Below are 7,710 nucleotides of genomic sequence, written 5' to 3'. Positions count from 1 at the left end.
CCGAAGGCGCGCACGATGTCCGCCTGTTTGGCATTGCCGTTGACACAGAACTGGGCGGTGATCATTTGGAAAGAGGCCCGGTCCTGTTCAGCGTGAACGAACACCGGCATGCTGCCGTTGAAGTAGGTCACGCGTCCATCCCGTTTGCCGAACGCCAGCACGGCGGTAATGGGGGTGACGCCCTCGGGGAAGATCGGCAACTGGATTTGCGGCATCGGCCCTTTCGGCAGAACTCACGAATCTGTTGCTCGCTTCCTGGCTCCTGATGACCGAAGTCATTCGACGGGAATCCGAGTACGACGAGTCCTCTGTCCTTGTACTTTTCGTAAAGCCTTTCGAGCGCCTCATATTGGGGCGTGAATGCGCATTTGCTCGCCGTGTTGACAACCAGAACCACCTTGCCCGAATAGTCATTGCACAGGTTCACGGGCTCGCCGCTGACCAGTTTATCCACGTCGTGATTCAGCAGCTTGCTGCAACCGATTTGTAGGGGGCCGGTGTCCGCGCAGGCCCCGGTTGTCATCAGAGTAAACAAAAGCGCCAGCACGTATTTTGCAGACATGTTGAACCCTTTACGTATTCACAGGTTGAATGCTGGATCTTCGAATAGATACGTGTGACACGGGTATCGGATCAGTTCTGTCTTCTCTATCTGTCAGGTAATTCCCTGTAGATCAATACTGTGCCATTGGTTTTGTGTCGTCTTGCTACGTGGCTTATCCTGGATTCAGAAACGGCTGCAGGACTCGCTGCGTATGTATCTTCGCGCCGAGACGACTGAGCAGCATGTAAAGACCTCCCAGTTTGCGGTGCAGATACAGCACGTCGAGCGGGGGGATTCGCGCCGATTTTTCACGCAATCGCATTTTCAGGACGACCTCGCTCATGCGTTCGACCAGGTTCGATGAGCCCACTGTGTACGGCTGTTGCTTAGCGCGTAGTGGTTCAGTAGCGGTCCGCAGGAGTGCGACGATGTTGGACCGGTAATGCTGTGGGTCGTCCTCGCTCATGTATCCGACCTTGCTGGCAGCGGTCTCTACGTCGGAATCGGCGCCGTCATAACAGGCATGAAGCAGAGCCTTCAGGCTATGTTTTCGAACAGGCGAGTACTGCCGTGTCGCCCCAAAATCCAGAAGCTGTAACTGTTGTCTGCCTCGGTGATACCGGTAGTTGGCGAAGTTCGGGTCGGTCTGCACGAGCCCCCAACAGAATACTTCGGACAAGCCGAGTTCCAGTAATGCCGATCCGGCGGAGTCGCGGAGTGCCTGTTCCATCTCAAGAAGTACCTCGATCGGTTCACCGTCCAGATATCCCATGGTCAGTACCTCGGGCGTGGTCAGATCCCTGACAACGGACGGTAATTGGAACCGATGATCGTCCGACAGCAGGGCCTGGAACCGCTCCAAGTTCCGCGCTTCCTCTAGATAATCGGCCTCAAAATGGAGTTCTCTCTTGGCCTCCTCCAGAAGTGCAGTGAGATCAAAGTCCTCAGGCAGCAAGCCGGTAAGGCGAAGCAGGGTAGAGACATTGTCGATATCGCTGTCGATGCTCTCCCGAATGCCGGGATACTGGATCTTCACGGCAACATGCCCTCCCGTATCGAGGGTCGCTTTGTGAACCTGGCCAATCGATGCGGCAGCGATGGGTGTGAATGAAAATCGCCGAAAGTCCCTGTCCCAGTTTTCGCCCCATGCGTGGTTGAGTACCTGCGCGACTTGCCCAAGTGGCATGATGTGGGCATTGTCACGAAGGCGCGCAAGTGTGTGCGATAGCGCCGGCGGAAGGATTTCGCCGGCCTCGAGTGAGAGCAGTTGACCGATCTTCATCGCTGCACCACGCATTTCCGACAGGCGGTTGGCGAGTCGCTGTGCGTTGGCAGACGTGAGCAGCAGTTCTCCGAACGACGGGCGTGCTCCCCGGACGAACTGCCGGGCACCCTCGCCGAGCGCACCGCCGGCGATGCTTCCGGCGAGTCGGCCTAGCTGGGTGAGGCGACCCAGACGCGATGCCGTGACGGGTAACTCGGGATTCGTCATGCGGATTCCCTGATTGCAGGCTTCAGATAGCGAAGATTGTCGACAGAAAAGGTTTTCGGAGTGATGCCCAGCGAAAGGAGTGCGTCTGGCCCACAGGTATTGCCCTCCATGAGCATCTTCAACTGATCACGCGTGATCGGGAAAGAATCGAAGCGGTCCAGCAGGGACGCAACGGCCGAGACACCGACAGCAGGAGCCGCGACCATCGTCTTCTTCCGGCCGACCGCGGCCGCGATGGCCTGGATGATGGCGCGCCAGCTTAACGCTCTCGGTCCACCGAGCTCCAGCACCTGACCATAGGTCGCAGGCTGGTCCAGAGAGGCCACGAACGCTCGCGCGACGTCCTCTACGTGTACCGGCGACAGCTGGAACTGCCCGGCGTTGTGCGGCAGAAACCCGCTGTAGAAAAGGGGGGCGGGCAGGGGCGGCAGAATGATGTCTTGTAGCAACTGTGTCGCGAACTCGGAGTGTCCGCGAGGTTCTCCGAAGATCACCGAAGGTCGGAACACAGTCCATTGGAGCCCAGTCGAGGCAAGGTAGCGCTCAGCTTCGAACTTGTATCGCTGATACGCCGTTCCGTCGTGCCTGACGCCATTGGCGCTCATCAGTAGAAATCTTCCAACTCCAGCGGCCACGGTGGCATCCATCGCACGTTTTGCGTGCTCGTAATGCAGCTTTCGGAATGTGATTCTGCGATCTGGAAATTCACGCAGAATGCCGATGTTATAGATCACAGCTTCCGCATCGGTAAGCATGCTCGCTACAGCCCTTTTATCGTCCATGTCACCGGACACGATCATGCAGTTTTCGGGGTGCCTGAGCTTGTGCTCGCTGCCGTTGCGAACCAGGAGCACCGGATGCCTATCCGAGGCGATCAGTGCATCGACCAGGTAACTGCCGACGAAGCCGGTACCACCGAAAATTGCAATGCGAGATCTGATGCTCATCGTATTAAGGCGTGTCTTTACCGAACAGAATCGGGAGGTTCGAACCGAATTTTATCGTCATCGTCAGGACTCGAGGTCTCTGTGTGAATACAGGCGGCGCCCTCGCAACGGTTGCTGACTCGCCACCTAGCAAACCTCGTGTAAGCGAGATCGATGATAGGAATGACCCTTGTCATGCGCATCACACGCGCAAGCCATCGGTAAGTGGGAAGATGCGACCACAATTCGGCGAATCCCCAGGCACCGGTCTGCCAATGGCCGTCTCGATCCAGCACATGAAACCGTGCCATCGCTCGCTCTCGGGTCAGGCCGCGGGCGGACAGCAGGTGTTCCTCTTTGGTGATATCCACCCATTCGATTCGATCGGCTCCACGAAGGCGTCTGTAGTGCCGGATCTCACGCCGGCAGAGGGGACATTCGCCGTCGAAGAAAACTATCGGCATTGCCGACGCGACCGGCCTGAGGCATTCTGGTGTCGAATCTTTCGAATGAGGCGTCTTCATCTTGGCCTGAGAGTTTCAATTGAATCGGCGTAGTGTGCCGATACCGCCGTCGACGTGAATGATCTGGCCCGTCATCCATGACGACTCCGGAGAAAGAAGAAATCTGGCGACACCGGCAAGGTCAATCACCTGGCCAATGCGCTCCATGGGATGCCGCGAGGCGGCGGCCTGCCGCAACCGTTCGTTGCGCAAGATCCCTGAGGCAAGGGGTGTGTCAGTCACCGACGGTGCGATCGCATTGACACGGATCTTCGGGGCGAATTCTGCCGCGATGGAACGGGTGAGGCCCTCCAGAGCACCTTTGGCAGCGGAGACAGAAGCGTGCATTGGCATTCCTGTCGTGACAGCAACGGTTGAGAACAGAACTACACTGGGGTCGGACGAGGATTTTAATGCCGACAGGGTTGACCTCAGAGCACGGATCGCACCGAAAAGGTTGATCTGCAGGTCCTCGAGAAACATCTGGTCTGTGAGCTGGGGAAAGGGCATCAACCGGATGGTGCCCGGGCAGTAAACCAGTCCATCCAGACGCGTGGGAAGGGCCTCGGTCGGAAGATCGCCGGTAGCCGCATCCCACTCGATATGCGTCGTTCCGAGTGGCGCATTCGCCGCGCGTGACGCCGTCCAGAGTTCGAAGTCATCGCACAGTGCTTCTGCCAACGCACGTCCCACGCCCCGAGTGGCGCCCACGATCAGGATATTTCTCATCCCGTCCTCCGAAAATCTCAGGTTCCGGCAATGGCCTCGGTCGGCCCTTCCCGGGTGGGCCGCGCGGAGTCCGCCTTGTTCAGCGATGCGAACGCCTCCATCGCGTGTTGTCGCGACGTTGCCGGGTCAACAACCGGTTCAGGGTAAGTCTCGCCGAGTACGACGTTCGCTTCCTCGAGTACGTCCGCGGGTGCCTGCCACGGACTGAAGAGGTACTTGTCCGGCAGGCGGGCGAGTTCCGGTACGTGGCGACGCGTGTATTCCCCGGTGGGGTCGAACTTATGACCTTGAGTAACGGGATTGAATATCCGGAAGTAAGGTGCCGCATCGGCCCCGGAGCCGGCAATCCATTGCCAGCCAGCGCTGTTGTTGGCGAGGTCGGCGTCGATGAGGCAGTCGTTGAACCAGGCTGCACCGTGACGCCAGTGCAGCATCAGGTTTTTCACGAGAAAGGATCCGACCACCATACGAACTCGGTTGTGCATGTATCCGGTGTTCCAAAGCTCACGCATTCCAGCGTCGACCAGGGGGACGCCGGTTTGCCCTCTGCACCAGGCCTCGAGGTGCCGCGTGTCGTCTCGCCAGGGAAAACTGTCGAATTTCGGCTGCAGGTTTCGATCTGGGAGAACGGAAAAGTGAAAGAGAAGATGATACGAGAACTCCCGCCAGGCAAGTTCGCTGCGGAAATGCTCCCGATCTTCGTCTTCTGGCTGTGAACCCAGAGAATGCCAGACCTGGTTAGGGGAGATCTCGCCGAAGTGCAGATGTGGTGAGAGCCGCGAAACATGGTGACCGGCAGGGAAGTCCCGCCCCTTGCGGTATCCCGGAAGTCCCTTCCTGATAAAATGTCGCAGCCTCTCACGTGCGGGTTCTTCGCCGATCCGCCAGTGTGGTTCGAGTTTCCGGTCCCAGTGTACCAGCGGAATCAGACCCAGCGATTCGGCACGTACCCGGCCCCCCTGATCGATATGTGTATGTAGATTGTCCGGCTCAGGAAGCGGCTCGCGCAGACCAACGCTTTTCGGGTAGCACCTGCGATAAAACTGGGTGAAAATCCGATAAGGCGAGCCGTCCTGCTTCACGTTCTCCCAGGGCTCGCGGAGGAGTGAACCGTTGAAACTTTTCACCCTGATGCCACGGGCTTTCAGCACTTCCTTGATCTTGCTGTCGCGTACCGTTTGCCAGGGCTCGTAGCACCGGTTCCAGTAAACTGCGTCCACCTGGTATCGATCGGCGATGTCAGTCAGGACATGGATAGGATCATCGTGATAGAGATTGAGCGCGCCATCCAGCGATCGATCCAAGGCTGAGAGCGAGTGAAAAAGCCACCAGCGACTCGCGGCGCCCATCCGGTGCTTTCCGGGGTTGACATCGTCGAGTATGAAGACCGGCAGGATTGTATGGTGTCCTGAGGCCTCGTACAGCGCCGGATTGTCCGCAAGGCGCAGATCCTGACGAAACCAGTGAATATTGATCCGATGTGCCATGGCGGGTTCGAGGTGTCGCTACTTGCGGAAGGTGGTGGATACCTTCTGACCTACGTCAGATATCCGGGACTGGATCTGTCGATCCGCGCCCGGCCGGAAGTTGGTCATACGCCGCAAACACGTTGGCACGCCCAATACCTTGCCGATCCGGCGGATCCTGCCTCTTCCAATAGAGATTCGTCCCTCTCTACCGGAGCGGGAAACACGGCCTCTGTACGCTCTACTAAACTTGGCTTTGACGCTGGGTGATTGGGACATGTCGACATCGCAATAGCCGGTTAGTGGCCTGACCGGACAATTTATCGGGATCTGGTTCGTGAAATGAAGCTCGTCAGCAACACCGGCGCAGAGCGTGTCATCGATTTGATCCGGCCCTGGCTCGAGCGGGGTCACGCGATCGATATGGTGACACCCGCGTTCTCCCTCTTCGCATTCGCGGAACTGGCCAAGTCACTGTCCGGGTTGAGAAAGGCCCGCCTGGTGTTACCTCCTGAGGAAGATCAAATCGCTCTGCTGGGATCTCCCGGAGACCGGGGTGCCCGTAACCGGTTACAGACCCACTGGCTGGCGCGATGCTGCACCGAATGGATGAATGAAAAGGTAGAGCTGCGGCGGGCGGACGGAGCCGTACCGCAGGGCGCCGTCGTGCTCCGGGACAAGAATTCGGAGCCCCGGCAGGGTTTTCTGGGGTCTTTCGCGTTCACGACCGATGGTCTCGGCCTCACGCCTGGCAATCCGCTCAGCCTGATTCAGGCCTCCGACACACCGGAGGAGAGCCGTTTTCTCGGTGGCTGGTTCGACACACAGTGGCACGCGCTGAAATCGGACACTGAGGCGCGGGACCGGACAATCGCGGCGTTGCGCTCACTGGCCGCACATCGTGACCCCTTCAGTATCTATGTGCTGATGCTCTATCACTTGTTTCTGGACACCGGCGAGGACCTCGACGAGGAGCGCATCGTCAAATCGGCGACCGGCATACGGAATACGGTGGTGTGGAACAAGCTCTACCGGTTCCAGCGCGATGGTGTCGTAGGCGCTATCGACAAACTCGATCGCTTCGGCGGTTGCATCATCGCCGACAGCGTGGGTCTCGGAAAGACCTTCGAGGCGCTGGCCATCATCAAGTATCATGAGCTGCGCAACGATCGCGTCCTGGTGCTCTGCCCGAAACGCTTGCGCGACAACTGGACGTTATACAGGTCCAACGATCGCCGAAATATCCTGGCCGCGGATCGACTCAACTACGACGTGCTCAATCACACCGACCTGTCACGAGACGGCGGGCTGTCCGGGGACATCGATCTTGTGCACGTGAACTGGGGCAACTACGACCTCGTCGTCATCGACGAATCCCATAACTTCCGCAACAAGAAGACGCCACGCCACGGCGGGGAAACCCGTTACGACCGCCTGATGCGCAGGATCATTCGGGAAGGCGTCAAGTCGCGAGTCCTCATGCTCTCGGCGACGCCGGTCAACAACCGGATGGCCGACTTGCGCAACCAGATCGCCTTCGCCACGGAGGGGGACGATACGGCATTGCTGGATCACGGGATCTCGAGTATCGATGCGACCACGCGTCTGGCGCAAAAGCAGTTCAACCGCTGGCTCGATCTAGACGAAACTGAGCGCTCGCCGTCGCGCCTGGTCGAGATGCTCGGGTTCGACTATTTCACGCTGCTCGACCGTCTGACCATCGCCCGTTCGCGCAAGCACATCGAAAAGTACTACGGCACCGCCGAGACCGGCCGTTTCCCGGATCGTTTACGGCCCATCAAGTTCAAGGCCGACGTGGACCTGGCCGGCCAGTTCCCCTCGATCCGTGACATCAATCTCGACATACGCCGTCTCAACCTCGCTGCCTATGCGCCCTTGCGCTACGTGCTATAGATCTCAAGAAAAAGATTTTGGAAAAGCACGATATATCCGGATCTTACGAAAGGCCTAGACAACCAGGAAACGAAATAGTAACGTAACGTGGGGATCTCCGAAAAAACAGGGGGTCCACCACATGTTAAACTTTTAT

General features: G+C 58.3%; 7 protein-coding genes and 1 pseudogene. 1 reads left to right on the top strand and 7 read right to left on the bottom strand.

Annotation, left to right across the window (positions count from 1 at the left end; genetic code table 11):
• From LJE91_16310 to LJE91_16280, 7 genes and pseudogenes are all read right to left on the bottom strand, one after another.
• Positions 1-215, bottom strand: a 215-nt coding sequence (locus tag LJE91_16310; GenBank protein MCG6870232.1) for a hypothetical protein, incomplete at its 3' end; no start/stop codon positions are given.
• A gap of 32 nt (positions 216-247) precedes the next feature.
• Positions 248-523: pseudogene (locus tag LJE91_16305) on the bottom strand (glutathione peroxidase).
• Between the two features lie 193 nt (positions 524-716).
• On the bottom strand, positions 717-2,036 hold the full coding sequence (locus tag LJE91_16300) for an AarF/ABC1/UbiB kinase family protein (GenBank protein MCG6870231.1): 1,320 nt from the start codon (positions 2,034-2,036) through the stop codon (positions 717-719).
• On the bottom strand, positions 2,033-2,983 hold the full coding sequence (locus LJE91_16295) for an NAD(P)H-binding protein (protein MCG6870230.1): 951 nt from the start codon (positions 2,981-2,983) through the stop codon (positions 2,033-2,035). Before LJE91_16295 ends, LJE91_16300 begins: the two co-directional genes overlap by 4 nt.
• A 17-nt stretch (positions 2,984-3,000) precedes the next feature.
• Positions 3,001-3,426, bottom strand: a complete 426-nt coding sequence (locus tag LJE91_16290; protein MCG6870229.1) for a DUF393 domain-containing protein — start codon at positions 3,424-3,426, stop codon at positions 3,001-3,003.
• A gap of 75 nt (positions 3,427-3,501) precedes the next feature.
• On the bottom strand, positions 3,502-4,194 hold the full coding sequence (locus LJE91_16285) for an SDR family oxidoreductase (GenBank protein MCG6870228.1): 693 nt from the start codon (positions 4,192-4,194) through the stop codon (positions 3,502-3,504).
• Positions 4,195-4,211: 17 nt separating this feature from the next.
• Positions 4,212-5,681, bottom strand: coding sequence for a DNA photolyase family protein (locus tag LJE91_16280; GenBank protein MCG6870227.1), 1,470 nt, complete (start codon positions 5,679-5,681; stop codon positions 4,212-4,214).
• A gap of 321 nt (positions 5,682-6,002) precedes the next feature.
• Here LJE91_16280 and LJE91_16275 point away from each other — a divergent pair, with 321 nt between their 5' ends.
• Positions 6,003-7,574, top strand: a complete 1,572-nt coding sequence (locus LJE91_16275) for a DEAD/DEAH box helicase family protein (GenBank protein MCG6870226.1) — start codon at positions 6,003-6,005, stop codon at positions 7,572-7,574.
• Positions 7,575-7,710: the final 136 nt, after the last annotated feature.

The sequence above is a fragment of the Gammaproteobacteria bacterium genome (assembly GCA_022340215.1).
Classification (GTDB): Bacteria; Pseudomonadota; Gammaproteobacteria; order JAJDOJ01; family JAJDOJ01; genus JAJDOJ01.
The sequence above is the reverse complement of the archived record's forward strand: the minus strand, read 5'-3'. Positions and strand labels throughout refer to the sequence as shown.